At 59.4% G+C, this 24954-nt stretch carries 29 protein-coding genes; 17 read left to right on the top strand and 12 right to left on the bottom strand.

Annotation, left to right across the window (positions count from 1 at the left end; genetic code table 11):
• Window positions 1–6: 6 nt before the first annotated feature.
• Entirely contained in the window at window positions 7–1500 is a 1494-nt protein-coding gene (gene glpK, locus ACQUQP_RS15030; protein ID WP_432695839.1) for a glycerol kinase GlpK, read from the bottom strand.
• A gap of 135 nt (window positions 1501–1635) precedes the next feature.
• Here glpK and ACQUQP_RS15025 point away from each other — a divergent pair, with 135 nt between their 5' ends.
• On the top strand, window positions 1636–1968 hold the full coding sequence (locus tag ACQUQP_RS15025) for a cupin domain-containing protein (RefSeq protein WP_432695838.1): 333 nt from the start codon (window positions 1636–1638) through the stop codon (window positions 1966–1968).
• Window positions 1969–2005: 37 nt separating this feature from the next.
• On the opposite strand, the gene ACQUQP_RS15020 is transcribed toward ACQUQP_RS15025, so the two are convergent.
• Both ACQUQP_RS15020 and ACQUQP_RS15015 read right to left on the bottom strand, forming a co-directional pair.
• Window positions 2006–2263 carry a hypothetical protein gene (locus ACQUQP_RS15020; protein ID WP_432695837.1) on the bottom strand — a complete coding sequence of 86 codons (258 nt, stop codon included), beginning with the start codon at window positions 2261–2263 and terminating at the stop codon, window positions 2006–2008.
• Window positions 2264–2296: 33 nt separating this feature from the next.
• On the bottom strand, window positions 2297–2875 hold the full coding sequence (locus ACQUQP_RS15015) for a YecA family protein (RefSeq protein ID WP_432695836.1): 579 nt from the start codon (window positions 2873–2875) through the stop codon (window positions 2297–2299).
• 130 nt (window positions 2876–3005) lie between these two features.
• On the opposite strand from ACQUQP_RS15015, the gene recQ reads away from it, so the two are divergent.
• From recQ to ACQUQP_RS14985, 6 genes are all read left to right on the top strand, one after another.
• Window positions 3006–5141, top strand: coding sequence for a DNA helicase RecQ (gene recQ / locus ACQUQP_RS15010; protein WP_432695835.1), 2136 nt, complete (start codon window positions 3006–3008; stop codon window positions 5139–5141).
• A 33-nt stretch (window positions 5142–5174) separates the two neighbouring features.
• On the top strand, window positions 5175–5603 hold the full coding sequence (locus ACQUQP_RS15005; protein WP_432695834.1) for a YqaA family protein: 429 nt from the start codon (window positions 5175–5177) through the stop codon (window positions 5601–5603).
• A gap of 14 nt (window positions 5604–5617) precedes the next feature.
• Window positions 5618–6421 (top strand): hypothetical protein, encoded by an 804-nt coding sequence (locus ACQUQP_RS15000; protein WP_432695833.1) that lies wholly within the window; start codon window positions 5618–5620, stop codon window positions 6419–6421.
• 180 nt (window positions 6422–6601) lie between these two features.
• Window positions 6602–7561: a tRNA 2-thiocytidine(32) synthetase TtcA gene (ttcA, locus tag ACQUQP_RS14995; protein ID WP_432695832.1), complete on the top strand. Its 960-nt coding sequence runs from the start codon at window positions 6602–6604 to the stop codon at window positions 7559–7561.
• Window positions 7562–7631: 70 nt separating this feature from the next.
• Window positions 7632–8123 (top strand): 4-hydroxyphenylacetate 3-monooxygenase, reductase component, encoded by a 492-nt coding sequence (gene hpaC, locus ACQUQP_RS14990; RefSeq protein ID WP_432695831.1) that lies wholly within the window; start codon window positions 7632–7634, stop codon window positions 8121–8123.
• 438 nt (window positions 8124–8561) lie between these two features.
• Entirely contained in the window at window positions 8562–9554 is a 993-nt protein-coding gene (locus ACQUQP_RS14985; RefSeq protein WP_432695830.1) for an IS110 family transposase, read from the top strand.
• Between the two features lie 255 nt (window positions 9555–9809).
• Here ACQUQP_RS14985 and cydX read toward each other — a convergent pair whose 3' ends face one another.
• From cydX to ACQUQP_RS14970, 3 genes are read right to left on the bottom strand one after another with little or no spacing between them, the layout of a single operon-like run.
• A complete protein-coding gene (cydX, locus tag ACQUQP_RS14980) occupies window positions 9810–9911 on the bottom strand; it encodes a cytochrome bd-I oxidase subunit CydX (protein WP_132297486.1) in 102 nt (33 codons plus the stop codon).
• Window positions 9912–9923: 12 nt separating this feature from the next.
• Window positions 9924–11066, bottom strand: coding sequence for a cytochrome d ubiquinol oxidase subunit II (gene cydB, locus ACQUQP_RS14975; RefSeq protein WP_432695829.1), 1143 nt, complete (start codon window positions 11064–11066; stop codon window positions 9924–9926).
• A gap of 19 nt (window positions 11067–11085) precedes the next feature.
• Window positions 11086–12672, bottom strand: a complete 1587-nt coding sequence (locus tag ACQUQP_RS14970) for a cytochrome ubiquinol oxidase subunit I (protein ID WP_432695828.1) — start codon at window positions 12670–12672, stop codon at window positions 11086–11088.
• A gap of 236 nt (window positions 12673–12908) precedes the next feature.
• On the opposite strand from ACQUQP_RS14970, the gene ACQUQP_RS14965 reads away from it, so the two are divergent.
• The 5 genes from ACQUQP_RS14965 to ACQUQP_RS14945 are packed head-to-tail and all read left to right on the top strand — an operon-like array spanning window position 12909 to window position 16942.
• Entirely contained in the window at window positions 12909–14249 is a 1341-nt protein-coding gene (locus ACQUQP_RS14965) for a sigma-54 interaction domain-containing protein (RefSeq protein ID WP_432695827.1), read from the top strand.
• Window positions 14250–14262: 13 nt separating this feature from the next.
• On the top strand, window positions 14263–15033 hold the full coding sequence (locus ACQUQP_RS14960) for a thiosulfate oxidation carrier complex protein SoxZ (protein ID WP_432695826.1): 771 nt from the start codon (window positions 14263–14265) through the stop codon (window positions 15031–15033).
• A gap of 57 nt (window positions 15034–15090) precedes the next feature.
• Window positions 15091–15825: a hypothetical protein gene (locus ACQUQP_RS14955; RefSeq protein WP_432695825.1), complete on the top strand. Its 735-nt coding sequence runs from the start codon at window positions 15091–15093 to the stop codon at window positions 15823–15825.
• Window positions 15822–16382: an elongation factor P hydroxylase gene (locus tag ACQUQP_RS14950; RefSeq protein ID WP_432695824.1), complete on the top strand. Its 561-nt coding sequence runs from the start codon at window positions 15822–15824 to the stop codon at window positions 16380–16382. The genes ACQUQP_RS14955 and ACQUQP_RS14950 overlap by 4 nt, the downstream gene beginning before the upstream one ends.
• Entirely contained in the window at window positions 16379–16942 is a 564-nt protein-coding gene (locus tag ACQUQP_RS14945) for a hypothetical protein (RefSeq protein ID WP_432695823.1), read from the top strand. The genes ACQUQP_RS14950 and ACQUQP_RS14945 overlap by 4 nt, the downstream gene beginning before the upstream one ends.
• Window positions 16943–16974: 32 nt before the next feature.
• On the opposite strand, the gene ACQUQP_RS14940 is transcribed toward ACQUQP_RS14945, so the two are convergent.
• The 4 genes from ACQUQP_RS14940 to ACQUQP_RS14925 all read right to left on the bottom strand — a co-directional run bounded on the left by ACQUQP_RS14940 (window position 16975) and on the right by ACQUQP_RS14925 (window position 18891).
• On the bottom strand, window positions 16975–17430 hold the full coding sequence (locus ACQUQP_RS14940; RefSeq protein ID WP_432695822.1) for a copper chaperone PCu(A)C: 456 nt from the start codon (window positions 17428–17430) through the stop codon (window positions 16975–16977).
• An 18-nt stretch (window positions 17431–17448) separates the two neighbouring features.
• Window positions 17449–18051 carry an SCO family protein gene (locus ACQUQP_RS14935; protein ID WP_432695821.1) on the bottom strand — a complete coding sequence of 201 codons (603 nt, stop codon included), beginning with the start codon at window positions 18049–18051 and terminating at the stop codon, window positions 17449–17451.
• Window positions 18052–18074: 23 nt separating this feature from the next.
• The gene (locus ACQUQP_RS14930; protein ID WP_432695820.1) at window positions 18075–18557 is read right to left on the bottom strand and encodes a hypothetical protein; all 483 of its coding nucleotides are present in this window, start codon (window positions 18555–18557) and stop codon (window positions 18075–18077) included.
• 85 nt (window positions 18558–18642) lie between these two features.
• A complete protein-coding gene (locus ACQUQP_RS14925; RefSeq protein ID WP_432695819.1) occupies window positions 18643–18891 on the bottom strand; it encodes a hypothetical protein in 249 nt (82 codons plus the stop codon).
• Window positions 18892–18980: 89 nt separating this feature from the next.
• On the opposite strand from ACQUQP_RS14925, the gene pdxB reads away from it, so the two are divergent.
• From pdxB to ACQUQP_RS14910, 3 genes are read left to right on the top strand one after another with little or no spacing between them, the layout of a single operon-like run.
• Window positions 18981–20129 carry a 4-phosphoerythronate dehydrogenase PdxB gene (gene pdxB, locus ACQUQP_RS14920; RefSeq protein ID WP_432695818.1) on the top strand — a complete coding sequence of 383 codons (1149 nt, stop codon included), beginning with the start codon at window positions 18981–18983 and terminating at the stop codon, window positions 20127–20129.
• Between the two features lie 35 nt (window positions 20130–20164).
• Window positions 20165–20881 carry a flagellar brake protein gene (locus ACQUQP_RS14915; protein ID WP_432695817.1) on the top strand — a complete coding sequence of 239 codons (717 nt, stop codon included), beginning with the start codon at window positions 20165–20167 and terminating at the stop codon, window positions 20879–20881.
• Between the two features lie 2 nt (window positions 20882–20883).
• Window positions 20884–21993 (top strand): ATP-NAD kinase family protein, encoded by a 1110-nt coding sequence (locus ACQUQP_RS14910; protein WP_432695816.1) that lies wholly within the window; start codon window positions 20884–20886, stop codon window positions 21991–21993.
• Between the two features lie 149 nt (window positions 21994–22142).
• Here ACQUQP_RS14910 and htpX read toward each other — a convergent pair whose 3' ends face one another.
• Window positions 22143–23030, bottom strand: a complete 888-nt coding sequence (gene htpX, locus ACQUQP_RS14905; protein ID WP_432695815.1) for a protease HtpX — start codon at window positions 23028–23030, stop codon at window positions 22143–22145.
• A 140-nt stretch (window positions 23031–23170) separates the two neighbouring features.
• Here htpX and ACQUQP_RS14900 point away from each other — a divergent pair, with 140 nt between their 5' ends.
• Together ACQUQP_RS14900 and ACQUQP_RS14895 are read left to right on the top strand one after the other, a co-directional pair.
• Window positions 23171–24073, top strand: a complete 903-nt coding sequence (locus ACQUQP_RS14900) for a class I SAM-dependent methyltransferase (protein WP_432695814.1) — start codon at window positions 23171–23173, stop codon at window positions 24071–24073.
• The gene (locus tag ACQUQP_RS14895; protein WP_432695813.1) at window positions 24074–24550 is read left to right on the top strand and encodes a 3'-5' exonuclease; all 477 of its coding nucleotides are present in this window, start codon (window positions 24074–24076) and stop codon (window positions 24548–24550) included.
• Window positions 24551–24588: 38 nt separating this feature from the next.
• Here ACQUQP_RS14895 and ACQUQP_RS14890 read toward each other — a convergent pair whose 3' ends face one another.
• Window positions 24589–24954: a hypothetical protein gene (locus ACQUQP_RS14890; protein WP_432695812.1), complete on the bottom strand. Its 366-nt coding sequence runs from the start codon at window positions 24952–24954 to the stop codon at window positions 24589–24591.

Raw genomic sequence — 24954 nt, 5'->3', positions numbered from 1 at the left:
ACCTGTTCAGGCGTCTGAGTGCAGCACGCGTCTGATCGCCTCGGCCCAGCCGCTGAGCAACTGCTGGCGCTGATCCTGGGACATCTGCGGCTCGAACTGACGCTGGCACTGCCAGAGTTCGGTGAAGGCATCAAAGTCGCCGTAAAGTCCCGCCTGTCTGCCGGCCAGGTAAGCTGCGCCCAGTGCCGTGGTCTCGGGGATCTGTGGTCGCACCACGGTGGTATCGAGAATGTCGGCCAGAAACTGCAGCATCCAGTCGTTGGCGACCATGCCGCCATCCACGCGCAGCGTGGCCGGTGAGATGCCGTCTGCCGCCATCGCCCGGAACAGGTCGCTGGTCTGGTAGGCCATCGCTTCCAGTGCAGCGCGGGCAATCTCGGCACGCCCGCTGCCACGGGTCAGGCCAAACAGGGCGCCACGGGCATCGGCCTGCCAGTAGGGTACGCCGAGGCCGGTGAAGGCCGGTACCAGGTAGACGCCGTTGTTGCTGTCGATGGAGCGGGCCAGCTGCTCGGTTTCGGCGGCATTTCTGATGATACCCAGTTCGTCGCGCAGCCACTGTACCGCGGCGCCGGCAACGAAGATGGAGCCCTCAAGGGCGTAGCGCGTTTCGCCATCGAGTCGGTAGGCCACTGTAGTCAGCAGGCGTTGTGAGGAGGTGACAGCCTCGCTGCCGGTATTGAGCAGGACGAAGCAGCCGGTACCGTAGGTACTCTTGATATCGCCCTTGCTAAAGCAGCACTGGCCGATGCTGGCGGCCTGCTGATCCCCGGCGACCCCGAGAATCGGCAGGCTCTGACCCAGCAGCGACGGATCGGTATCGCCGAAGTGGCCGGCGCAGTCGCGTACCTCCGGCAACATCGCTGCGGGTACCTGGAACAGCTCCAGCAGGCGGTCGTCCCAGTTATTCTGGTGGATGTTGTAGAGGTTGGTACGGCAGGCGTTGGTGGCGTCGGTCACGTGGCTGCGACCGTTGGTCAGCTTCCAGATCAGAAAACAGTCCACGGTACCGAACAGCAGGTCGCCGCGCTCGGCCTGTTCCCGGATATCCGGCTTATGGTCCAGTATCCAGTTGATCTTGCTGGCGGAAAAGTAGGGGTCCAGCAACAGGCCGGAGCGCGCCTGAAGCTCCTGTTCCACGCCCTCGTGCTTGAGACGGTTGCAGTAAGCGGCGGTGCGGCGGTCCTGCCAGACGATCGCATTGTAGACGGGCTTGCCGGTGTGGCGGTTCCATACCAGCGTGGTTTCGCGCTGGTTGGTAATGCCGATACCGCCGACCCGGTAATCGTTTTCCCTGGCCCAGTCGAGCATCCGGCGAACCACGGTCAGTGAGCTGTGCCAGATATCCAGCGGGTCGTGCTCCACCCAGCCTTCCTGGGGGTAGTGCTGGGGAAACTCCTGCTGCGCGGAGGCCAGCTGGTTGACCTGCGAGTCGAAGAGTATGGCGCGGCTGCTCGTGGTGCCCTGGTCCAGGGCGAGAATGCACTGCCTGTCGGTCATTCCTTGCTCCATCCTGTTATTCTGCATCGCTTAAGCGTTATCGCTTTAAGGTTTCAGTATAGAAACATTGATCAGAATGCCAGTTCAGGGATGGGTACCCGAGTGGATAGTGAGGGGGGAGTGATGGTGACACGAGTGAAAAATCTGTTGGCAGAGTTGCCGTATGCCCGCGATGACGAAGTGTTCCAGCTGCTCGCAGCGGGCCGGGGCGTGGAAATAGAGCGGATCGTTTCCCACGGCCAGAGTTCGCCCGAGGTCGGCTGGTACGATCAGGATCGGCATGAGTGGGTGATGGTGCTGTCGGGCGCTGCGCGCCTGGAGTTTGAGGACGAGGGTGTTGTCGAGATGAACGCCGGGGATTCAGTGGCGATTCCGGCCTGCTGTCGTCACCGCGTGGCGTGGACGACACCCGACGAGCCCACTATCTGGCTCGCCGTGCATTACCCGGCGGATTCGGCAGAGAGCTGATCCGGCCCGGGAGAGAAACAGGGGATGCGCTGGCCGTTCAGCCCGGGTGACGGCGCCCGGGGGTAACCACCGGGATTCGCTGGTCCGGACTTTCTGTGCTGCCGGTCGACAGCCGGATGACCGCTTGGGGGCCATCCGGATCGGTGTTGTTGAGCGCCCGATCAACACTGATCACCTGGTAGGTCAGGTCGTCAATGCGCATCGCCTGTCCGGCCTCCGGCAGGGCGGAAAAGCGACACAGCTCTTCGTGCTTATCGGCGAAAACCAGTTTGACGGTCAGCATGTCAGCTTCCATCTGAGCCTCCGTTAAATGCTCGACGCGCCGTCGTTATTTTTCCGGCGCGTGGTAGTTGAGATACAGGTCGATCAGTACTTCCGGGATCTGCTCGCACATCTCTTCCGACAGAGCGCGATCTTTGCGGATATCGGTGATTTCGCTGTCATCGAACAGGTCAGACGCGACCATGATCGGCAGCAGCAGACCGGCAACCGACTCCTCATCATCACCGAACCACTCCTCTTCGCGGATAAACACGCCTTCCATGAACGACTGGGCCCAGAGAGTGATCTCGGGGAGCTCTTCGTCGTCCTCGGTTTCCAGCGTCAGTTCGCAGGGCAGCAGGATCTCCTGGTCGGAGTACAGGTCGCTGCCGATGGTGCGGTACAGCTTGCGCAGCAGGTCGAGCATCTGGGCTTTCTGGGTGTCGGACTCCCACTTCGGCTCGCCATCAAACAGCAGCTCGAGCCACTCGCTTTCCGGTACCTCTACCGGCGAGATGTTGATCGCGCACAGTAGGCCGTGGGCGCTGATCAGATCGAGGGCTTCTTCCGAGACGGCAGGAGAAAACAGAAACTCTTCCAGGATATCCAGTTCGTCTTCGGTGATAAGAGCAGTTTGAGCGGTCATGGGCTGTGCATCCAGATAAATCGGTGTGCGGCCGATTCTACTCTCTAAAATCGCCTACTGGTACCGCTTTCGGCGGCTTCTTTCCCTGCTGCGGATGACTTGCAGCCCGGCTTCGCGGATAATGCGCCGCATGATTGAGCGCGCACAGCAGATACTGGCCGAGGTATTCGGCTACGAGAGTTTTCGCCCGCCGCAGGACGCCGTCGTCGAGGCGCTGCTGGCCGGTCAGGACAGCCTGGTTATCATGCCCACCGGCGGGGGCAAATCCCTCTGTTACCAATTGCCATCGCTGGTGCGCGAAGGCACGGGTGTGGTTATCTCACCGCTGATCGCACTGATGCAGGACCAGGTAAACGCGCTGTCGCAACTGGGCATTCGAGCCGGTTGCCTCAACTCATCCCTGCCGCTGGAGCAGCTGCAGGCCACCGAGGCGCAACTGGTCGCCGGTGAGCTGGATATGGTGTACATCGCGCCGGAGCGTCTGCTGCAGCCACGGTCGCTGGCGCTGTTCCAGCGGGCCAGGCTGTCACTGTTCGCCATCGACGAAGCGCACTGCGTATCCCAGTGGGGGCACGATTTCCGCCCCGAGTACATGCAGCTGAACCGCCTGCGCGAGCTGTTCCCCGGTGTACCCCGTATCGCCCTGACCGCCACCGCTGACGCCCGTACCCGGCAGGAGATTATCGATCGCCTGGAGCTGACCGACGCGGCGCGCTTCATCCGCGGCTTTGACCGTCCCAACATCCGTTACCGCATTGGCCAGAAAGACCGCGGCCGCGAGCAGCTGCTGCGCTTCCTGCGCGATGAGCATGCTCAGGATGTGGGGATCGTTTACTGCCTGTCGCGCAAGCGGGTGGAGGACACCGCCGCCTGGCTCAGCGAACGGGGTTTCAATGCGCTGCCTTACCATGCGGGCCTGTCGCCGGAGCTGCGTCAGCACCATCTGCACCGCTTTCTGACCGAAGAATCGATCATCATGGTCGCCACCATCGCCTTCGGCATGGGGATCGATAAGCCCAACGTACGCTTTGTGGCGCACCTGGATCTGCCGAAATCGGTGGAGGCCTACTACCAGGAAACCGGCCGCGCCGGGCGCGATGGCGAGCCCGCCGATGCCTGGATGGTGTATGGCCTGCAGGATGTGATCTTCCTGCGCCAGATGCTGGAAGGCTCCCAGGCCGACGAAGTGCACAAGCAGGTTGAGCGGCAGAAGCTGGAGGCGATGCTCGGTCTTTGCGAGATCACCAGCTGCCGGCGCCAGGCGCTGTTGGCGTACTTCGGCGAGCCGGAGCACCAGCCCTGCGGCAACTGCGATACCTGCCTGGAGCCGGTGCCGGTCTGGGATGGCACCGAGGCCTCGCGTAAGGCGCTGTCCGCCGTGTTCCGCTGCGGCCAGATGTACGGCGTCAATTACATTATCGATGTGCTGCTGGGCGAGAGCTCCGATAAATCCCGCCAGCGCGGTCATGAGCAGCTTTCCACCTGGGGCATCGGTAAGGAGCTGGATCGTAACCAGTGGCGCTCGGTGTTCCGCCAGTTGGTGGCGCGTGGCTACCTGAAGGTCGAAGCCAGTCACGGTGCGCTGCAGCTGTCGGAGAGCTGTCGTGGGCTGCTGCGCGGTGAGGAAACCCTGGAACTGCGTCGTGACCTGCGCACCAAAAGCGCGGGTCCCAAGTTGTCCGGCGGCAAGAGTAAAGCGTCTCAGCAGCAGCTGGATGCGGAGGATCATGCACTCTGGAACGCGCTCAAGGCACTGCGCAAGCGGCTGGCCGATGAGCAGGATGTACCGCCTTACGTGATCTTCCACGATGCCACGTTGATGGAGATGGTGGTGTACCGGCCGCTGTCAGCGACTCAGCTGCGCCGCCTCAACGGCGTCGGTGAGCGCAAGCTGAACCAGTATGGCGATCCGTTCCTGGAACTGATCGCCGAGCATCAGGCCGCACCGGCCGACGACAGCGATACCCAGGCGGAAGAAACCCTGATGTTCTACCGCAGTGGCATGACGGTGGAGCAGGTGGCACGGCAGCAGAAGCTATCGGTAAACACCATCTACAGCCACCTGGCGGCGGCGATCCGCAAGGGCGCCATTGGCGTCGATGAGGTGGTCGAACTGCCGGCGGCGGAGCGTCAGCAGATCGAACAGACCATTCTCGAACATCGCCGTCACAAGGGCGGCTCGCTGAAAGTGGTGCATGAGGCGCTGGCCGGCGCCTACGAGTACGGCGTGCTGCGCTGCATCGCCCAGGGACTGGACCGCCTTTGATGCAGGGCTCTGTTTGATGTCGGGAGAGCGCTGATGGAACAGGTTTGGGCGGAGTATTCGCTTCCCGGGCTGTTCCTCAGCGCCTTTATCTCTTCAACCCTGCTGCCCGGCGGCTCCGAAGCGCTGCTGGCCTGGGAGGTCTCCCAGCGCGGTGAATGGCTGCTGCCGGTGCTGGTCGCCACCGCCGGTAACCTTCTTGGCAGCCTGCTGACCTTCGTCATGGGTGTCTGGTTGCGCCGGCGTTATCCCCTTCGCATACTCTCAGAACGTCATCGCCGCGCCGAGCAGCGCCTGAAGCGTTTTGGACCCTCTGCGCTGCTGCTGGCCTGGCTGCCGATCATCGGTGATCCGCTCTGCCTGGTGGCGGGCTGGATCGGTTTTTCCTGGCGCCTGAGCGCGCTGTTGATCGGCCTGGGTAAACTGGCCAGGTACCTGGCGGTGGCGGGTCTGATTCAGTTATAAGGCTGGCTTGCCCGATGCAACGAAACTCTCTGCTTGGTTGGTTGCGTGTTTTTCTGCTGTTGGTGCTGGTGGCGATCCTGGCGCTCTACCTGCTGCTGTCCAGCACCCGGAGTGTGGACTGGCTGGACCCGGTTCAGGTGAGGATCTACCCGATCAACGCCGATGGTCGCGATACCACCCGCCGTTACGTTGAACGTATTGATGCCGACAGTTTCAGCGATATCGAAACCTTTTTCTCCCGCGAGGCTTACCGCTACCGGCTGGGTCTGAAAACACCGGTACAGGTGGAAGTGGCGCCGCTGATCGAGTCGCTACCGCCGCAGGTGCCGAAACAGGCAAGTATCGTTGAGGCGCTCTGGTGGGCGATCAAGATGCGCTTATGGGTCTGGTGGCAGGATGGTTGGCAGGCCGGCGATGCTGATGTGCGTATATTCATGAGCTTCTATGCGCCCGGCAATCCCCAGGGACTGCAACATTCGCTGGGGCTGCAGAAAGGCAATATCGGCCTGGTGAACGGCTATGCCGACGCCGATCGCCAGGGCATCAACAACTTCGTTGCCGCCCATGAGCTGTTGCATACGCTGGGGGCCAGCGACAAGTACGACAGGGAGACCGGCAAGCCGCTCTGGCCGGATGGTTTTGCCGACCCGGTGAAAGAGCCGCTGTTCCCCCAGCAGCGGGCCGAAATCATGGGCGGGCGGGTTCAGATTACCCCCGGTTGGTCGCTGCTGCCGCCGAGCCTGGCCCACGCCATGATCGGCGCCGCCACGGCGATAGAGATCGGCTGGCTCGGGCCGGCGGCGTCTGAGCCGGAATAAGCCGGTCCTGTCCGTCAGTGGGTAACAGCGGTTAAAGACTAACCGTGTTAGACGCCGGCGATTCGGTTATAATTTCGCCCCTTTCGATTTTCCGAAACCTGTTTAAGACAATTTCGAAACGATCTCAAAACAAGCCAGTTAACCGATTCACTCAACTTTTATCCAAGTACGGCAACCAGCATGCACAGCGAAAACCCAACCGAAGCGCAGGCGGAACAGCTCTCCGTGGAAGCGGAGCGCAAGCGCAAAACCCGCACGAACAAACTGCAGAAACGTCTGCGTCGCGAGGTAGGGCAGGCGATCGAAGCGTTCAACATGATCGAAGCGGGCGACAAGGTGATGGTCTGCCTGTCCGGTGGCAAGGATTCCTATGCCATGCTCGATATCCTGATGAATCTGCAGAAGAGCGCGCCGGTGGATTTCGAGCTGGTGGCGGTGAACCTGGATCAGAAACAGCCCGGTTTCCCCGAGCATATCCTGCCGGCGTACCTGGAAAAGATCGGCGTGCCTTTCCATATTGTCGAGCGCGATACCTACTCCATCGTCAAGGAAGTGGTACCCGAGGGGAAAACCACCTGCGGTCTCTGCTCGCGCCTGCGTCGCGGCACACTGTACGGTTTTGCCGATGAGATCGGTGCCAACAAGATCGCCCTGGGTCACCACCGTGACGATATCCTGGAAACCTTCTTTCTCAACATGTTCTACGGCGGCAAGCTGAAATCCATGCCGCCGAAGCTGGTCTCCGACGACGGCAAGAACATGGTGATCCGCCCGCTGGCCTATGCCCGCGAGAAGGATATCGCCGAGTACGCCGAGCTCAAGGAGTTCCCGATCATCCCCTGCAACCTCTGCGGCTCCCAGGAGAACCTGCAGCGCCAGGTGATCAAAGAGATGCTCAACAACTGGGACAAGCAGCACCCTGGACGTATCGAAACCATGTTCCGCTCCCTGTGCAATGTGGTGCCGTCTCACTTGGCCGATACAGAGCTCTTTGATTTCAAGGGCTTGCAACTCGGCTTCCCGCATGGAATTGTAGATCCGGATGCCCGGAGCGAATTTCGTGCCGAGTCAGACGAAGAAAACCAGAACGGAAACGGCGGCGTACAGACGATGGAGCGGATCGATCTGCTCTCGCTCTGAGCCTTTATGTCCGTCTCAGCCATCTCTACCTGCTATCTATGCAAGTAAGCTATGTAAGGATTCATGCTTCATGCCCAACGAACAGCAACAGCTTTTTCGTAATGCCATGTCCCAGCTCGCCGGTGCCGTCAACGTGGTCACCAGTGCCGGTGAAGGCGGTACCTGCGGCCTGACCGCCACCGCTGTCTGCTCGGTATCAGACAGCCCGGCCACCGTGCTGGTCTGCATCAATCGCGAAAGCGCCGTCAATGCGGTGATCCGTAGCAACGGACGCCTGTGCGTCAACGTCTGCAGTGCCGAACAGCAGGAGATGTCCTGCCATTTTGCCGGCATGACCGAGCTGAGTATGGAAGAGCGCTTCAAGCTGGATAGCTGGGATGAGGGGGTGCTGAAACAGCCGCTGCTGCGCGGTTCGCTGGCGAGCCTCGAAGGCCGTATCACCGATATCGCCGAAGTGGGCAGCCACTCGGTGTTCTACGCCGAGATCGACAACATCGTTGTCCGTGAAGGCCAGGATGCACTGATGTACTTCAACCGTAGCTTTAAAACGCTATCGGCTTGATAGCGTAAGCTACCAGTTGAATTGAAACGGGGACCGATTGGTCCCCGTTTTTGCTTTGGCTTTCAGCTATCGGTTGGAACGGTAGAAGATTCTATTCTTCAGTTTCTTTGAAGGCCGGTTTCGCCTGCTGGCGAGATAAGGTACTTGTGCGCTGCTTTATAGGGGAAAGGTACCTTTACAATCCCAAACCGCCCCTTGTATGTTCGATCTCAAGGAACCGTTAAGCTCATTCACTAGTAACCGGGGAGGCCGTCCGCCCCTAGAGGCAGTTCAAACTGACCTCGTCCGTAGAGAGGCTCCCTGCCTCATTGCCCACCTCGAAGAGTATCAGGAAGCCAGTGAAACTGGACTTCGTATGACAAGGAAGAGGCAGCATCAAGTACGAGTTCGGGAAACCGGTGAACATTGTGATCTAAGCGTAGCGGGGTGTAAAAGCCAATGAGCGTGTTTGTCGGCATCGATATCTCAGCCAAAAAATTTGACCTCGTCAGTCGAGTGGACGGACGAGCCTCTAGGGCTAAGCAGTTCCAGCAAACATCCGATGGCCATGCGAGAGCGGTAGATGCGCTCCTGCTACTTCAACCGAAGCTAATCGTGCTAGAAGCCACTGGCATCTACTACTTGGATTTAGCAGTAGCGCTAGCGCATGCTGGGCTTCCAGTAGCGGTTATCAACCCAAAAAGTTTCCACAATTTCGCGAAGCTTACGCTGACGGGTAGCAAGACTGACGCGGTTGATGCTGCCCTACTCGCTGAATACGGTGAGCGCATGAGCCCAAGGCTCTGGACGCCTCCTGACCCTGCCTGTTTAGGCTTGAGAGATCTTGGCCGGCAAATCAATCGACTAACAGCTACACGTACACAAGCTAAAAACCGGCTGCATGCCCTTCAATCTAAAAGCGCCACAATGCCGCTTCTACTTGAGGATGAACAGGACGGTATCGACTTGCTGGACCAACGTATTGAGCGGTTAAGTAAGGCTGCTTTGGTGCTGATCGCCGAGAACCCTGCGCTTTCAGAAAGCTTGGCGAACATCCGTGCCGCCAAAGGTATCGGTGAAGCATCAGCTATCGCCATACTGGCTGAACTCTGTGTATTACCGCAGCATCTGAAAGCACCGCAGGTGAGCCGTTTTGCAGGTTTAGATGTACGAATAACGCAGTCCGGCAGTAGTGCGAACAAACCTTCCCGCCTGGGAAAAGCAGGTAATACATACTTACGCGCGGCACTATTTATGCCTGCTTTATGTGCCGTGAGGCATGACCCGAGGGCAAAGCACTTCTACGAAGCACTGATATCGCGCGGCAAGAAGAAAATCCAGGCCCTTTGCGCGGTCATGAGAAAGTACCTGACTGGGCTATGGGCCTGTATACAGACAAAAACCGCATTCAACTCAACCTTATTGTTCAGTGATGAGCATTTGAAAGGTTGACCCTCAACTGAGTATCTACTGCTTGATCGGCTGCGCCGATTTCCCTGTGCTTCTCGCCTGAAAGAGCGGGAAAGGCTTTCTTTTAAAAATCAGTCGCTCCTTCGTCGCTCAAACAGCCTTTCCCTTGTTTCTCTTTCAGTCTGCGATGCTCGGCTGCGCAGAAGGGGAGTCACGGGTGCGCTCAGACAAGACGGTCAGGGTGAAACCGGATCTTTGGCGCAAATGAAAACGGGGACCATCTGGCCCCCGTTTGTTTTATTGCTCGTCGTCGATGTTTTCCGCTTCAAGCCACATCACATTGATGATGCCGAATGAGCAGGCGAGCAAGACGCCGAGTATCCAGGCAAAGTACCACATTCTCCGGTCTCCTCAGTAAGATGTGTGATCGTTCTTGTTGATGAGCTCCACCGAGACGCGGCCCCAGAGAGAGCGGTAGCACCACAGGGTGTAGAACAGAATGATCGGCACAAACACAATCGCTGCGTAGGTCATCACATTCAGCGTCAGGTGGCTTGAGGAAGCATCCCAAAGCGTCAGGCTGGAGTTGGGCTCCAGGCTGGACGGCATGACGAACGGGAACAGTGAGAAGCCCGCGGTCAGGATAATACCCGCCATACCCAGGGAGCTGGTCAGGAAAGCGAAGCCGTAACGGCGCGCGCCCATCAGCAGGAAGGTGCCCGCCAATCCCAGGAAACCGATGACCGGTGCCAGCATGGTGGCCGGGTAGGTGGAGTAGTTGGCCAGCCAGGCGCCATCGCCACGGACCACCTCTTTCGCCAGCGGGTTGGGCAGGGCGTCGTGAGCCGGCGCAGAAACGATCTGGTAGCCGTCGATGCTGGAGCTCAGCCAGATACCGGCCAGGGCGAAGCAGGCCAGGGTCACCAGGGCGCAGATCTGTCCCCAGGTGCGGGCGCGGTCGCTGACGCGGCCTTCGCTGCGCAGGGCCACATAGACAGCACCGTGCATGGAGAGCATGGCCAGGCTGACAACACCGCAGAGCAGACCGAAGGGGTTCAGCAGGCCGAACAGGTTACCGTCGTAGCTTGGGCGCATGAATTCGTCATGCTGGAAGGGTACGCCCAGCAGCAGGTTACCGAAGGCGACGCCGAACACCAGCGCCGGTACGGCACCGCCGATGAACAGACCCCAGTCCCAGGAGCTGCGCCAGCGCGGATCGGCAATCTTCGAGCGGTAGTCAAAGCCCACCGGACGGAAGAACAGCGCGAACAGCACCAGCAGCATCGCCCAGTAAAAACCGGAGAAGGCTGCAGCGTAGACCGCCGGCCAGGCCGCGAAGATGGCGCCGCCCGCGGTGACGAACCAGACCTGGTTGCCTTCCCAGTGCGGTCCCACGGTGTTGATGACGACACGGCGCTCGCTGTCGCTGCGGCCCAGAATCGGCAGCAGAACACAGGCGCCCAGGTCGAAACCGTCGGTGACGGCGAAGCCGATCAGCAGAACGCCAATCAGTGCCCACCAGATCAGTTTCAGCGTTTCATAATCGAATAGCATCTTGGTTACCTCTTCCTACTCAGGCGTTCACTGATGACCTTGCAGCTTCACGCTGTACCGGCAATTCGTGGTGATAGCGACCGGTATGCAGGCTGCTTGGACCTTTGCGGGCAAAGCGAATCATCAGGTACATCTCGATAATCGCCAGTACCGTATAGAAGGCGACGAAGGCGATCAGACTGCCGATCAGATCAGCCTCTGTCAGGCTCGATGTGGCGATAAAGGTCGGTAGCACCTCACCTATGGCCCAGGGCTGACGCCCGAACTCGGCCACAACCCAGCCAAATTCCGAAGCGATCCAGGGCACCGGCAGACTGAACAGCGCCAGGCGCAGCAGCCAGGGTTTGTGGAAGGCGGTGCGGCGGGCGGTGAAGTAGAAGCTAAGGGCGAATACCATCAGCATCCAGAAGCCGCAGGCAACCATGATGCGGAAGCTCCAGAACATCGGGAATACCGGGGGCACGGAGTTTCGCGCCGCCTGGGCGATCTGCTCCTCAGTGGCATCGGTCACGTTCGGGGTGAACTGCTTCAGCAGCAGGCCGTAGCCGAGGTCATCTTTGACTTCGTCAAACTCCGCTCTCAGTGCCGGGGTGTCCTCACCGCCACGCAGGCGCTCGAGCAGGGCGTAGGCGCCCATACCGTTGCGGATGCGAACCTCGTGCTCTTCGATCAGGTCCTTGATGCCGGTGACCTCCTCATCGATCGAGCGGGTGGCGATCAGACCGAGCAGGTAGGGGATACGCACAGCGTAATCGGTTTCCATGGTCTCGTCGTTCGGCAGGCCGACCAGGGTGAAGTGGGCGGGCGCTTCGACGGTTTCCCATTCGGCTTCAATTGCGGCCAGCTTGGCCTTCTGTACGTCGCCGACCTCGTAGCCGGACTCGTCGCCCAGCAGGATAACCGACAGCACGGCGGCCATACCGAAGCCTGAGGCAACGGCGAAAGAACGACGGGCGAACGCCAGATCGCGCCCCTTCAGCAGGTAGTAAGCGCTGATGCTGAGGACGAACATGGCCGCAGTACAGTAGCCGGCAGACACGGTGTGCACGAATTTAACCTGGGCAACCGGGTTGAAGTAGACATCAGCGAAGCTGGTCATCTCCATCCGCATGGTTTCGAAGTTGAATTCGCCGCCCACCGGGTTCTGCATCCAGCCGTTGGCCACCAGAATCCACATGGCAGACAGGTTGGAGCCGATCGCCACCAGCCAGGTCACCATCAGGTGCTTGACCTTGGAGAGACGGTCCCAGCCGAAGAAGAACAGGCCGACGAACGTTGACTCCAGGAAGAACGCCATCAGGCCCTCAATGGCGAGGGGCGCGCCGAATATGTCGCCGACGTAGTGGGAGTAGTAGGCCCAGTTGGTGCCGAACTCGAACTCCATTGTCAGACCGGTGGTTACACCGAGCGCGAAGTTAATACCAAAGAGTTTGCCCCAGAACTGGGTCATATCTTTGTAAATCTGCTTTCCGGTCATGACATAGACTGACTCCATGATAGCCAGCATGAAAGTCAGGCCCAGCGTCAGTGGCACGAATAGAAAGTGGTACAGCGCCGTGATGGCAAACTGTAACCGGGAAAGATCAACGACGGATTCGGTGATCATCACTATCTCCTGAAGGCTTATACGAAACGCGGTTGTTCACAGGATACACAGCACCTAGCATGCCAAATGCAACTTAAAAACAGTGTTGCATTTGCGGCACTCTCGGAACTCCCATGACTACTGAAAAGTTGGATTTCAGAAGCACCTTTTTACGAGGGGTAGAACAAAAGGATAAGGGACAGAGTGTCACAACTGGCAGATAATAGCTGTCACATATGACAGTGGTAAGGCGAACGATGCAGACGGAACTTCATCTTATTACCAACGAAATGACCGAGATTCTGGAAGGCATTACCGAGCCTGCAACGCTGATCGGCACCGATTACCGGATTCTGGCGACTAATGCGGCCTACCGGTCGATCTATGGCGATGATCGTCCGATGCAGCAGCGCTACTGCTACGAGGTGTCCCACGGTTATGCGGTGCCCTGCGATCAGGCCGGGGAGTCCTGCCCGTTGAAACGTTGCCGTGACACGGGCAAGAACCAGAGGATGCTCCACCTCCACAATACGCCTGCCGGCGAAGAGCACGTGGATGTGGAGATGCAGCCGGTGCATAACGCTTCGGGCCAGCTGGTCTGCTTTCTGGAGATCATGCATCGCGTGCTTGAGGCCAAGGCCCGCCCCGGCGAGCAGGAAGGCATGGTTGGGCGGTCAGAGGCGTTCAACCGTATGCTGGAGATGGTGCACCGCGCCGCGCCCAGTGAGATCAGTGTGCTGCTGCTTGGCGAGTCCGGAACCGGCAAGGAGCTTGTCGCCAAGGCGTTGCACGACAGCAGTCCCCGCGCCGGCAAATCCTTCGTGACGGTGGAGTGCTCGGGGCTCAGCGAGTCGTTGTTTGAGAGCGAGCTGTTCGGGCATGAACGGGGGGCTTTCACCGGTGCGGTGAACCGTAAACGCGGGCTGGTGGAGGCCGCGCGGGGCGGCACCCTGTTCCTCGATGAGATCGGTGAGATTCCGCTGCCGCAGCAGGTTAAGCTGCTGCGCCTGCTTGAAACCGGTGTTTACCGCGCCGTGGGCAGCGTGGAGCCACAACATGCCGATGTGCGCTTGGTCTGTGCAACCCACAGGAACCTGAAAAAAATGGTGCAGGCGGGGGAGTTCCGTCAGGATCTCTACTACCGTATCTCGCCCTTTCCGATCCCGCTGCCGACGCTGAAACAGCGTATCGATGACCTGCCGCTGCTGATCGATGTACTGCTGGGACGCCTGGCAGGAGGTGAGGGCGTCAGTGTCAGTGGGGCGGCGCTCAAGGTGTTGATGCGATACGACTTCCCGGGAAATATCAGGGAGTTGAGAAATATTCTGGAGCGCGGCATCCTGTTGGCCGACGATGGTGTCATCGGTGTCGATCAACTGCCGCCGGAGCTGCTCATGCAGAGTGAAACCGGTCATGAGATGTCGGTTGTCACGGCGATGAGCGATGCCGTCGTGCCTCTGGATACGCTGGAGGATAACTACCTGCGACAGGTGGCGGCCAGCTTTCGGGGGGAGAATCGTGAGCTGGCAGCACTGCTCGGTATCAGCGAACGTACGCTTTATCGCAAGCTGCGGCGTCTGAAAATCGGCTCTGGTTAAGGAGGGCTCGGTAATGACATTCAGGATGCTAAAAAGCTGTGCGCTGGCGCTGATGCTGCCGGGGCTGGCGCAGGCGGATCTGCCGGAACTCTCCGGTAATCTGCAGATTCCTCCCGCTGTGCAGGCGGCGGTTGAGGACTCGGCGGATCTGCTGATTCAGGTGCCCGGCGAGGTTGCGGCGGATGCGCCCGTACCTGTGCGCGTACGTGTCCTGCAGTCGCCGGTCGCGTCGCTCAGTCTGCTCAGTGATGCTGTGGATCCGGTACAACTGGCGCAGTTCGACTTTCAGCCTGGCATCCGCTCGCGGGTCGATACGCGTTTTATGAGCGCAGATGTGGATGGTGTGCTGGTTGTTGTGCGCACGGCGGCGGGCAGAACCTACGCCGGGCGTCGCGCCTTTGACCGTATCACCCATGCAGATGCTCTGGATACTGATGAGGCATCGGCTGCTGCTGAAGAGCCGGAAGCCGCGCTGAAACTGGAGGCCCGTCTGCTTGACGATGCCACCGAGGTGACGCTGCGAAGCGTTGAGCCCCTGGTAACGCGGATACAGGCGCTGTCTAAATCGGTGCCATCCAATCCGGTCCGGCAGTTCGAACTGCTGCGCAATGGTGAGCCCCTGGTATCGGCAGAACTGGATGCAGTCATGTGGCGGGAACCCTTTTTTCGCTTTATGGTCGACGGCGGCAAGCCGGGCGACAGGCTGACGATGAACTGGGTGCGCGCCGACGGGCAGAAAGGACAGCTTGAAGGCGGTCTTGATGCAGCCCCTGAGAGTGAATAATCCGCTCTCAAATAATCTTTTTGATTTAATTTCACGACATATTTTGAGGAGAATGCTTTGTTGCGTACTCTGACGCTGATAGGCTTGTCTTTTGGGTTGCTGTTGGCTGGGTGTACTCCCGCCGCCGTCAAACCGGGAGCCCCCGGCACCGCCAGCGCTGCTGAACAGCAGGCGGGCAGTGAACAGCAACCCGCAGCCCCTGAGCCTGAGAAGGCGGCAGCCGAATCCCCAACCGGGAGCGGTGCTGGCCTTGCATCGCTCGGTAATCAGCTTGACCAGCTCAACGGACGTTTGACGCTGGTTCAGGAGCAGCTGATAAAACTAAGAACCCAGACACAGCAGCAGGGCGAGTTGAACCAGATGGTTTTGACGCGTCTGCAGCAGATGGCCGAGTCCGGCGCATTCACAGCAGCGCCAGACTCAGGCGGCGAGATGAGCGACAGCGCGGTACCGGCCAGTGGCCAGATCGACGCGGCGATCGCTCAATTGCTGCAAACGGCCAATGAGCTGGGCCTGTCGAACAGCAGTGATCTCTATGACGTAGCTAGCGCCTATACCGCCAAAGGGGTATGGGTGTTGATCCGTTATCGCCGGGACACCGGGGAAACCTGGCTGGCGGACCAGGGTCAGTGGCAGGCGCTGGCAGAGGAAGGGGTTCCGGCTGCGTCGAGTTTTGCTGTCAGGCTGCAGCGTGCGGATCAGGATCTGAAGGGTTATGTTGCAGTGCGAATAGATCGTAATACAGGTGAAAGCTGGTGGTTGAATGACCGCCGTTGGCAGAGATACGAATGAAACCGGACCACTCCATCAAAGAATTGATTCAACTGTTTAACGGCCTTTTCCTGCAAAGTTACAACACAGAGCTGGTGATCGGCGATGATGAGCCTATTTATCTGCCGGCGGATGCTGAGTATTCTCATCACAGGATAATCTTTGCACACGGTTTTTTTGCCAGCGCGCTACATGAGATTGCTCACTGGTGTGTTGCAGGTGCGAAAAGGCGTACACTGGTAGACTTTGGTTACTGGTACAAGCCGGATGGTCGTACCGAGGCGGAGCAGACCGAGTTCGAGCGGGTAGAGGTGCAGCCCCAGGCGTACGAGTGGATACTGTCCGAATCGGCCGGGCACCGCTTCAACTTCAGCGCGGACAATCTTTCCGCCGGGCTGGGTGCCAGTACTGACTTTATGCGAAAGGTGCATGCAAGGGTGCTTGATCTGCTGGAGCAAGGTTTGCCGCCGCGGGTTGAGGCCCTGTCTTCTGAACTGCGGGCGTTTTATGGAACGCCAGCACTAAGTGCTGATAGATTTCGGTTGGACCGTCATCTGCCAGCAGGAGAGGCTGCGTGAGAAATCTGAAGATCAAGGCAACCCGCTGGCAGGAGCAATCGCTCCCGGCTGATACGGAGCGCGAGACATTCGCCGCGCCCCGGTTGCCGGACAACCTGGTGGATCATTCCATCTGTCGTTCCGATAGCTTTCTCTATCACCGTCTCGGCGTCGACGAGGGCGGGGAGCGTTACTGGTATCTGTATGCCCTGTCGCTGACTGGGGAAACCTCCCTGTGGGTGCTCGGTGTGTTCGACACCCCGGAACAGGTCGACTTCTTTCTGGCGCTTCACTCCGATAATCCGCTGTATGTACCGGGCTTGAGGCAACTTGAGGCGGGTGCCGGATGGCTTCGGGTCAATGATGCCGGGCAGCTGGTCTATCCGCATTACACCGGTGTCTACCAGGTGGGCTTGAAAAGCTACCGGGTGTCGGCGCTGGTCAGTCAGCCGGGCATCTATACCGCCAGCTATGGCAACCGGGATCACATCGATTATCTCGGCGAGGCGCCCGAAAAAGAGATCTGCCTGCTGGTTTACAGCCACTTCGACAGTCGCCTGCGTGGCTGCAAACTCTGCTGACCGGTATTCGCCGGTCGGCTTCTCTTCTGCTTTTACTGATCGCCTTTATGTAGCTGCATGCCCATCGGCATGACCGGTTTGACTGGCAGGGTCAATGACGCGCTGGTGCCATCGGAGAACTGGAGTTCCAGGTCTACGTCGTCACCTTCGGCCAGGGTTTTCTTCAGGCCGATCAGCATCACATGCAGGCCGCCCGGCTGCAGGGTAACGGTTTCCCCGGCCGGCAGTTCAATGCCGTCGATACGGCGCATCCGCATCACGCCTTCGTCCTGGATATGAGCGTGCAGCTCCGCGGTGCCGGCAGCGCTGGTCGCGGCCCCGGTCAGTGTCACTGCCTCGTCACCGTTATTGCTGATCTGCATGAAGGCGGCGCTGTTGGGTTGTCCGGGCGGAACCGCGCGGGCATAAGGGTCTATAACACTGACATCGGCGGCGAATGCCGGCACACTCAGGGCGCTCAGAAGCAGCAGTCGGGCTAGGGTTTTCATCGGTCCAGTCTCCATCAATCAATCGTTAAGCAGGCTTTCCAGGCGCTCCTTTACCTCGGCAGGTTGAACGCCGTGGTTGAGCAGGCCAACGAACTCTCCCTGACGATCGATCAGGTAGAGTCGGGATGAATGGTCAACGGCATAACCCATGGCCGAGTCGTCAAGCTCCACCTTGCGATAGAAGGCACCGTACTGACGTACCACCTGGTCTATCTGATCCGGAGTCCCGGTGACGCCGATCAGGCGATCGGAGAAGAAATTGACGTATTTCTCCAGCCGTTCCGGTGTGTCGCGTTCGGGATCGACACTGATGAAAAGGCCCTGTACCTCGCTGCGCTGCTTGGCGCTCAGCTGGTCCATCGCGCGGCTGAGTATCGCCAGTTCAGTGGGGCAGACATCCGGGCAGGAGGCGTAACCAATATAAATGACCGCGACCTGACCGCGAAAATCCGACAGTGAAACCGGCCCCTGGGCGGATGTCAGTGTAAAGTCGCCGCCGATTTTTTGTGTGCTGATACGGCTGTCCGCCGGGGTGGGTTTGAGCAGAAACGCCGTCACCATCCCCGCCAGCAGGCAGGCAGAGAGAATCAGCAGTATCCTTAGCGTTTTAAGTTGCTTCATGTTGCGTGCTTCGCTTTTCACCCTTACCTGGCTTCGAAATCGAACCAGGTTTTATAGATGGCGTCGTCTGCTTCTATCAGCAGTGCGGCGCGCCAGACCATCTGTCCCGTGGTACAGACCGCCAGTTCGGTTTTACCCTGCCAGAGGTTGCTGCCGCTCGGGCGCAGCTCTGTTTCGTTGATGCCCATGTACATATCCCGCCCTTCAAGTGACAGGATCACCCTGCGAACCGGGATGCCCTCGATTTCCAGCATTGCCGTCAGCGGGGTGGCTGAGTGCAGCGGTGTCGGGCTTAGCGCAAAGGCGAGCTTGATGCCCCGGTCCTGAATCACGCAGCGCTGTTCGGCGATATCGCACGCCGGTGGCGTTAAAACGATCGCCGCCTGTTCGGCGGGCTCAAGCAGCCGTGGCAGGATGGCGATAACGAATACGGCAACACAGGCGGTAACCAGCAGGCTGAGGATCAACCTGAGTCGCCCGGGACTCTCGCTGTTCTGATCAGTCATTCGGGATGCAGTCTAGGCTAAATGGGAGTGGAGGCTGAAGTGGCATATTGTCGCACTGGGGCGCCATGCGTGCCATTGCGCAATGTCAGTGCAGCTCGAAACCGAAGTCCAGCTGCTCTTCGCCGCTGACGCAGCGTCGAAACCCCTGGCTGCGCTGTTCGCGATTGATCTGTAGCATCAGTGCGCGGGCCGCCTGGCGGGAATCGACCAGGGTGCGGCTCTGGTGGCTTGAAAAGGTATCGCCCCAGCACTGCTCGACGATCCAGTCGCCGACCAGATCGCGGTAAATCCGGATAACCCGGTATTGGTGATTTTTCTGCCAGCGAACGATCAAGGGAGGGATGTTTCCGCGCTATTACGAGAGCTCTATAATGGCGCGGAATTGAGCCTGAAACTCAGCTGTTTGTAAAGTCCGGAGGCCCTGTGAGAGGCAGACTGAAGATTGTAGCCGATGAGAATATTCCCGCGCTGGAACCCCTCTTTGGTGAACTCGGTGACCTGGTGAGGTTGCCGGGCCGGTCGATGAGCGCCGATGAGCTCGCCGATGCGGACCTGCTGCTGGTGCGCTCCGTTACCCGGGTGGGGGAGGGGCTGCTGGCCGGCAGTCGGGTTGGCTTCGTCGGTACGGCGACTATCGGTACGGATCACCTCGATACCGGCTGGCTGGAGCGGCAAAATATTGCATGGTGCAGTGCGCCCGGCTGTAATGCCGATGCGGTGGTTGAGTATGTGCTCAGCGCACTCTGGCATCTCGCCTCGGAGCAGGGCTTTGATCCACTCTCGCGCACCTTTGCCGTGGTCGGTGCCGGTAACGTGGGTGGGCGGCTGGTGCAGCGGTTGCGTGCGTTGGGAATGACCGTGCTGGTCTGTGACCCGCCAAGGGCTGACCGGGAAGGGGCTGAGGGGTTCGTCTCCCTGGAGCAGGCGCTGGAGCAGGCCGACTTCATCTCCCTGCATACGCCGCTGATCCGTGAAGGGGAGCATCCCACCTATCATCTGCTGAACGACTCCAACCTGCAGCAGATACGTCAGGGCGCCGTGCTGCTCAATGCCGGTCGCGGACCGGTAATCGATAACATCGCGCTGGAAGCACTGATGCGCGGGCGCAGGGATATCAGCCTGGTGCTGGATGTCTGGGAGAATGAACCGGCTGTATCGCCGGCCCTGGCGGCCCTGTGTCGTATCGCAACGCCGCATATCGCCGGCTACTCCCTCGATGGCAAAATCCGTGGCACCTGGATGCTGTATCGGGAAGTCTGTCGCTGGCTCGGGCGCGAGGTCAGCCTGCCGCTGGAATCGGTGCTGCCGTTGCCGGAGGTGGAGCGCATCCACTGTAACGGCCAGTTGGATCCGTTGAAGCCGATCCGCCTGACCTATGACCCTTATCGCGACGATCGTGCCCTGCGCGCCACCCTGGGACTGCCGGAGGCGGAGCAGCGGCTGGCCTTTGATCGTCTGCGCAAGGAGTACCCGGTGCGTCGCGAGTTTTCCAGCCTGGAAGTCAGTGGTCTGGAGAGCGAAACCCAGGCGGCGCTGCTGCGGGCGCTCGGTTTCAGGCTCGCAATCGCGTAAGCTGTTGGTTTTTGGTCCGGATTCACGCAACGCCTATGTCCAGAGCGCAACCCTCGCTGGAAGGGACGACCCTCAAGAGTTTCGCTGAGCTGCGCCCCCGAATCGGTGAGCGGGTGCGGCTGGAAACGCGCTCACCCCGAGGCCGGCATCTGGTTCAGTTGGTGGGGTTTCGAGAAAACGGCTCGGTCATCGTTACCGCCCCGCGTGGTTCAGCGACACCGGTTCTGCTCAACGAGGGTGCGCCGCTGACCGTCAGGTTGATGGCGGGTAACTGGGTGTGCGCCTTCGATACCCGTCTGCTGCGCATTCAGAACCATCCCTATCCGTACTGGCATCTGGCTTATCCGGAGCAGGTGGATGCCCAGCGGGTACGTCATCACACCCGGGTGCCGGTCAACCTGCGGGTATCGGTGGACCAGGATGATGGGGTTGCGCATGCCGGCGATTTTCCGGTCAGTGCCTGCTGCACCGATATTCACCTGGCCGGTGCCTGCCTGGAGGCCAGTCGCGTGCTCGGGCGTACCGGGGAAAAAATCTTTGTGACGGCGCGCCTGTCGGTTAGCGGTATAGATCATGTGCTGCTGGCGCCGGCGATTATCCGCAATGTCTATGAAACCGAGGGTGGGGCGTTCCGCGTCGTCAGTCACGGTGTCGAATTTGTTGACCTGGAAGAGGAGACCCAGCTGATTCTGGCGGGGTTCGTCTATCAGCAGTTTCTTGTTGAAACCGGTTATCTGGAATCTGAGGTGTAATGATGAGTTTTACGCTGGGGCTGGTGGTTAATCCCTATGCGGGCCTGGGTGGCAGTGTCGGGTTGAAGGGCAGTGATGGTGCCGAAACCCGGGCGAAGGCGCTGGAACTCGGTGCGCAGCCCAAGGCGTCGGCCAGGGCTGCTACCGCGCTAAGTGAGTTGGCAGGCCTTTCGTTCCGGCTGCTAACCTGGGCCGGTGATATGGGGGAGAACGCTGCGCGGGAAGCGGGTTTGGATCCCGTTGTGCTTGGTCAGGCGCTGGATACACCCTCAAGCGCGGCGGATACCGAAGCGGCGGCGATCAAACTGGCCGAAGAGGGCGCGGATCTGATCCTGTTCGCCGGAGGTGATGGTACTGCACGTAATATCTGCGCGGCTGTCGGCGAACGCTGCCCGGTGCTCGGTATTCCCGCTGGTGTGAAAATCCATTCCGGAGTCTATGCGATCACGCCCAGAGGGGCCGGTCAGATCGCGGCGATGCTGATTCGCGGTGATCTTGTCACCCTCTCCAGCGGTGAAGTGCGGGATATCGATGAAGAGGCGTTCCGGGCCGGCAAGGTGCGGGCGCGCTATTACGGTGAGCTGCTCGTACCCAGCGAGCATCGCTATCTGCAGCACGTCAAGAATGGTCAGCGTGAGGACGAATCCCTGGTGCTGGACGATTTGGCCGCCGACTTTGAAGAAACTATGGAAGACGGGGTTTGTTATGTCATGGGGTCTGGCTCCACGGTGGCCGCGATTATGGCAACGCTGGACCTGGACAATACGCTCCTGGGTGTTGATCTGGTTCGCGATGGCGAACTGATCGCTTCTGACTGCACCGCTGAACAGTTGCTGGCACTGACCGAGGGGCAGGAGACCCGGATAGTGATCACGCCCATTGGCGGTCAGGGGCATCTGTTGGGACGCGGTAACCAGCAGCTGAGCCCTGAGCTGGTGCGCCGGGTTGGTCGCGACGGCATCTATGTGGTGTCGACCAAAACCAAGCTTAAGGCGCTCGATGGACGTCCACTGTTGGTGGATAGCGGGGATGATACCCTCGACCGGGACTTGGCCGGGCTGATTGCCGTGCACACCGGATACAGGGATGCAGTGCTTTATCGGGTCGAGTGACTGATGCTCCCGCTGGTTACCGGATCGGTTGCGATCAGCGTAAAAATGACAGCCAAGAAAAAAGAAGGCCCGGCATGCTTGCCGGGCCTTCTTTGTTTTTCAGCCTTTCTCTTGCAACCTTTCTTTTTCAACGCCAGGGCTGAAAAGCCTTAGCCCCGCTGTTTCAGGGCTGCGATACGGTCATCCAGCGGCGGGTGGCTGGAGATCAGTGCCATGAAACCCTGTTTCAGGTTGCCATTGATGCCGAAGGCGTTGAGCTGGTCTGGCAGCTCATCCGGTGCTCCGTATTCTGCCTTCAGACGCTGCAGTGCACCGATCATCGAGCCGGTACTGGCAAAGGTAGCGCCTGCCTCGTCGGCGCGGTACTCGCGGCGACGGCTGAACCAGGCGACGACGACCGAGGCCAGGATGCCGAAAATGATCTCGAATACGAAGGTAGTGATGTAAAAGCCGATACCGACACCGCCGTTATCCTCGCCACGACGCAGGAAGGAGTCCACCGCGTAACCGACAATGCGGGCGAAGAACATGACGAAGGTGTTGACCACGCCCTGGATCAGCGTCAGCGTTACCATGTCGCCGTTGGCTACATGGCCGATCTCGTGAGCCAGTACCGCGCGAATCTCTTCCGGGCGGAAGCGCTGCAGCAGGCCTGAGCTGACGGCAACCAGGGCGTTGTTTTTGTTCCAGCCTGTGGCGAATGCGTTGGCCTGCTGTGCCGGGAAAACACCTACTTCCGGCATGCCAACACCGGCTTTTTCCGCCAGTTCGGCTACGGTTTCCATCAGCCAGCGTTCGTCGGCGCTGCGTGGTTCCTTGATCAGTTGGGTCCGTGTACTCATCTTGGCGATGGTCTTGGACAGGAACAGGGAAATGAAAGACCCTGCAAAGCCGAATACGGCACAGAATACGAGTAGAGATCCATAGTTCAGGCCGCTTCCCGCCAGGTAGGATTCGACCCCCAGAAGTTTAAGCGTGACGCTGGCAACCAGTATGACTGCCAGGTTTGTGGCCAGAAACAGTGCGATTCTCATCATGGTGTGTTGGGTTCCCATAAAGTGACTGCGTTGTGGCACAGGTTTGTGCCAGACTTCTTTGATAAGGGCTAATCAGCAAAGTTTCAATACAGGGGCGCCATTTATATAATGCGCCCCTTTTTTTACGCCGGAGCATCAGCATGCAGCGCGCGGTTCAACGAGTGGTCGAGCAATTGGGGTTGGCAGCAGGGCAGGTGCGTCGCCTGTTTCATGGACGTGGCGGTTGTGTGCCCGGCCTGGAGTGGCTGGTGGTTGATTACCTGCCGCCGGTTGCGGTCATCCGTGCATACAGCGAGACGCTGCCGGAGCCCGTGGATGTATTGGTCGAGGCGTTGCTGGCCGAGGGGGTGGAAGGCGTTGTGCTGCAATTGCGCGGCCGCGGCCGGGGTGCGCAGAGCGAGGTGCTTGCCGGCGAAGTGCCGGACCAGCTGGTCGTTGAAGAGGCCGGCCTCAAGTACCAGGTTAAACCGCTGCAAAACCAGAACTCGGGGCTGTTTCTCGATATGCGGCCGGGGCGCGAATGGGTGCGTGAGCATGCCAGAGGTAAGCGGGTGCTTAACCTGTTCTCCTATAGCTGCAGCTTCTCCGTGGCCGCCATGGCGGGAGGCGCCGAGTCGGTACTCAATATCGATATGAGTTCCGGTGCCCTGGCCACTGGCCGAACTAACCACCAGTTAAATGGGATCCCTACGACTTTAGTCGCATTCATGGCGGTGGATCTGCTACGCTCATGGGGCAGAGTACGCAAGCGCGGCCCTTTTGATCTGGTGGTGATTGACCCGCCAAGCTTTCAGCCCGGCAGTTTTGTTGCCGAGAAGGATTACCGCAAAGTACTGCGCCGACTGAATGAATTTGTCGCGCCGGGTGGGCAGGTGCTCGCCTGTCATAACGACCCGGCGCACAACGAGCAGTTTCTGCGCCAGCTGATGGAACAGGAAGCGCCAGAATTCGGTTTTTGTCAGCGCCTCGCCCAGGCAGACGACTTTCCAGAGCGGGATCCGGAGATGGGGTTGAAGGTGCTGCTTTATAAAAAAGGTGTTTAAGTGGGACTGATCTGTGTAGATATCGAAGCCAGCGGCCTTGGCCCGGACTCCTATCCCATCGAGGTGGCCTGGAGGTGCGAGCTTACCGGAGATCAGGATAGCTTCCTGATAGACCCTGCATCAGTGGAGGGGTGGGTGTACTGGGATGACTTTGCCGAGGAGTTGCACGGTATAGAGCCGGAACTGCTTGCCCGTCAGGGGGTGTCGGCAGAGGTCGCCTGCGAGCGCTTGAACAGGCTGCTGGCGGGCAAAACCCTGACCTGTGACGCCTACGACTTTGATCTGTTCTGGTTAACCCGGCTGTTCGAATCCCAGGGTGAAACGATGACGTTCAGTGTCCAGGGGATAGAGCGGTTTTTGACCACTGAGCAGTGCGCAGAATATCGCCAGCGGACCCAGTATCGCCGACATCGGGCGCTCAGCGATGTAGAAGACCAGATGGCAGCGCTTCGCCAGTTGCTGAAAGAGGTCGCCTGAGGGCGGCCTCTTTCGTTTCACGGTCTTGATGCGGGCCGTTAGAGGTTTGCTACCTGCTGCTCGATAGTGCCGCGGAACTCTTCGTAGGGTTCTACGTTTTCAGGGAAGTAGAACAGCTTGTAGTACTGGCGTTCCACCACCTGATCCTGGCTTTCCGCGCGATCCTTGTGTGAGGCGTAGAGGTAGGTCATCTGCACATGGATGACGCGGGTGTTGATCGGAAGCTCGAACTCGTGCCCTTCCAGATCGTAACGCATCTTCTTCTCCTTGATCGTGTAGAAGGACGCCTCCGCGATATGGTCCATATTCAAAAGAAAGTTTGATGTCACCGGCACCAGGCGGCGTTTCTCCAGCCCGTTGTGCTCCATGTAAATGTCCAGATTCTTCTTGATCTTGAAAAACAT

Origin of the sequence: Marinobacterium sp. YM272 (genome assembly GCF_050908845.1) — a bacterium.
Lineage (GTDB): Bacteria > Pseudomonadota > Gammaproteobacteria > Pseudomonadales > Balneatricaceae > Marinobacterium_D.
This window is presented reverse-complemented; position numbering and strand designations above follow the sequence as displayed.

Excerpts from the sequence above, each read along its gene's own strand:
- glpK (WP_432695839.1), bottom strand. The coding sequence starts at position 1,500 with ATGACCGACAGGCAGTGCATTCTCGCCCTGGACCAGGGCACCACGAGC.
- ACQUQP_RS15020 (WP_432695837.1), bottom strand. The coding sequence starts at position 2,263 with ATGGAAGCTGACATGCTGACCGTCAAACTGGTTTTCGCCGATAAGCAC.
- ACQUQP_RS15015 (WP_432695836.1), bottom strand. The coding sequence starts at position 2,875 with ATGACCGCTCAAACTGCTCTTATCACCGAAGACGAACTGGATATCCTG.
- recQ (WP_432695835.1), top strand. The coding sequence starts at position 3,006 with ATGATTGAGCGCGCACAGCAGATACTGGCCGAGGTATTCGGCTACGAG.
- ACQUQP_RS15005 (WP_432695834.1), top strand. The coding sequence starts at position 5,175 with ATGGAACAGGTTTGGGCGGAGTATTCGCTTCCCGGGCTGTTCCTCAGC.
- ACQUQP_RS15000 (WP_432695833.1), top strand. The coding sequence starts at position 5,618 with ATGCAACGAAACTCTCTGCTTGGTTGGTTGCGTGTTTTTCTGCTGTTG.
- ttcA (WP_432695832.1), top strand. The coding sequence starts at position 6,602 with ATGCACAGCGAAAACCCAACCGAAGCGCAGGCGGAACAGCTCTCCGTG.
- hpaC (WP_432695831.1), top strand. The coding sequence starts at position 7,632 with ATGCCCAACGAACAGCAACAGCTTTTTCGTAATGCCATGTCCCAGCTC.
- ACQUQP_RS14985 (WP_432695830.1), top strand. The coding sequence starts at position 8,562 with ATGAGCGTGTTTGTCGGCATCGATATCTCAGCCAAAAAATTTGACCTC.
- cydX (WP_132297486.1), bottom strand. The coding sequence starts at position 9,911 with ATGTGGTACTTTGCCTGGATACTCGGCGTCTTGCTCGCCTGCTCATTC.
- cydB (WP_432695829.1), bottom strand. The coding sequence starts at position 11,066 with ATGCTATTCGATTATGAAACGCTGAAACTGATCTGGTGGGCACTGATT.
- ACQUQP_RS14970 (WP_432695828.1), bottom strand. The coding sequence starts at position 12,672 with ATGATCACCGAATCCGTCGTTGATCTTTCCCGGTTACAGTTTGCCATC.
- ACQUQP_RS14965 (WP_432695827.1), top strand. The coding sequence starts at position 12,909 with ATGCAGACGGAACTTCATCTTATTACCAACGAAATGACCGAGATTCTG.
- ACQUQP_RS14960 (WP_432695826.1), top strand. The coding sequence starts at position 14,263 with ATGACATTCAGGATGCTAAAAAGCTGTGCGCTGGCGCTGATGCTGCCG.
- ACQUQP_RS14950 (WP_432695824.1), top strand. The coding sequence starts at position 15,822 with ATGAAACCGGACCACTCCATCAAAGAATTGATTCAACTGTTTAACGGC.
- ACQUQP_RS14940 (WP_432695822.1), bottom strand. The coding sequence starts at position 17,430 with ATGAAAACCCTAGCCCGACTGCTGCTTCTGAGCGCCCTGAGTGTGCCG.
- ACQUQP_RS14935 (WP_432695821.1), bottom strand. The coding sequence starts at position 18,051 with ATGAAGCAACTTAAAACGCTAAGGATACTGCTGATTCTCTCTGCCTGC.
- ACQUQP_RS14930 (WP_432695820.1), bottom strand. The coding sequence starts at position 18,557 with ATGACTGATCAGAACAGCGAGAGTCCCGGGCGACTCAGGTTGATCCTC.
- ACQUQP_RS14915 (WP_432695817.1), top strand. The coding sequence starts at position 20,165 with ATGTCCAGAGCGCAACCCTCGCTGGAAGGGACGACCCTCAAGAGTTTC.
- ACQUQP_RS14910 (WP_432695816.1), top strand. The coding sequence starts at position 20,884 with ATGAGTTTTACGCTGGGGCTGGTGGTTAATCCCTATGCGGGCCTGGGT.
- htpX (WP_432695815.1), bottom strand. The coding sequence starts at position 23,030 with ATGATGAGAATCGCACTGTTTCTGGCCACAAACCTGGCAGTCATACTG.
- ACQUQP_RS14900 (WP_432695814.1), top strand. The coding sequence starts at position 23,171 with ATGCAGCGCGCGGTTCAACGAGTGGTCGAGCAATTGGGGTTGGCAGCA.
- ACQUQP_RS14890 (WP_432695812.1), bottom strand. The coding sequence starts at position 24,954 with ATGTTTTTCAAGATCAAGAAGAATCTGGACATTTACATGGAGCACAAC.